The organism is Mesorhizobium sp. B1-1-5, from assembly GCF_006443065.1.
In the GTDB taxonomy this organism is placed as follows: Bacteria; Pseudomonadota; Alphaproteobacteria; order Rhizobiales; family Rhizobiaceae; genus Mesorhizobium.
Window position 1 is genome coordinate 1 of the sequence record NZ_VFWS01000653.1, and the last position, 1,044, is coordinate 1,044.

Annotated in this window: 2 protein-coding genes; both read right to left on the reverse strand. The window is 62.2% G+C overall.

The genetic code is table 11. From position 1 onward, the window contains the following. Window positions 1-108: 108 nt before the first annotated feature. Window positions 109-414 (reverse strand): DUF1236 domain-containing protein, encoded by a 306-nt coding sequence (locus FJ980_RS34095; RefSeq protein WP_140547722.1) that lies wholly within the window; start codon window positions 412-414, stop codon window positions 109-111. A 257-nt stretch (window positions 415-671) separates the two neighbouring features. Continuing rightward, window positions 672-1,044 (reverse strand): ABC transporter permease (locus FJ980_RS34100; RefSeq protein ID WP_140547721.1); only part of this gene is annotated, 373 nt, incomplete at its 5' end.

The following is a 1,044-nucleotide window of genomic DNA, read 5'->3' on the forward strand; positions in this document are numbered from 1 at the left end:
CGCCCTGCATGGCAGGGCGGGCAGCCTTGTTGTTTCGCAATTCCGGATGGAAACCGCTGCGCACTTTTCCTGGAATTGCCCAGTGCCCGTCAGCTGATGACGGTGCCGTCAGTCGATGCCTTTCACGATGCGACGGGTTCCGGTATCGACGAGGACGGTCTGACCGTTGACGACGACATAGCGGTACTGCACATCAGGAACATCGATCGCATGCAGCTCCACAGTGTCCGGCAAGGTCGAGCCGATGGCCAGCTGGACGCCCAGCAGGTCGACCGAGGCGATCGGCTTCTTGTGCACATATTCGCGGATAACGGTCTCCTGCTGCGGCTCGATGATCACGTCCTGAGCGGCGGCGGCACCGATTCCGGCCGCAAGCAGAAGCCCGGCCGCGGTGGCGGAAAGATACAGTCTCATCATTGCCTCCATTGCTGGTCGATAGAGCGCAATACACTTGCAAGTCTGCGCTCTATCTCGTTGTTTTGATGGCATTCCGCCTCCCGCCAGATGATCCGGCCGGACTTCGGGGTGCCAAAGGCTTCGCTTGCACTGAGGGGGCCGTCTTGGCCCGCAAGTGGCAGCGGCGAGGCTGATCGACAACGCCGGGGCAGAAGCATGGTTCCAACGGGAGGGTCCAGGTTCGATGGAACCCTGGACCGCACCAGCGGCTGTTTTCAGTCCAGCGTGCGGCGGAAGCGGACAAGGGCGACGCCGGCAAACAGCGCCACGAACACCACCAGCCAGCCGATCTCCACGGCCACCGCCGGCAGCTGCGCGCCCTTCAGCATGACGGCACGGGTAATGCGCAGGAAATGCGTGAGTGGAAAGATCTCGCCAAAGATCTGCGCCCAGCCCGGCATGCCGCGATAGGGAAACATGAAGCCTGAAAGCATGATCGACGGCAGGAAGAAGAAGAAGGTGAGCTGCAAGGCCTGCATCTGCGTGCGCGCGACGGTCGAGATCGTGTAGCAGAGCAGCACCAGCGACAGCACGAACACCAGCACCGCCGACAAGAGCAGCGTCATCGATCCGGTGAAGGGGATGGCG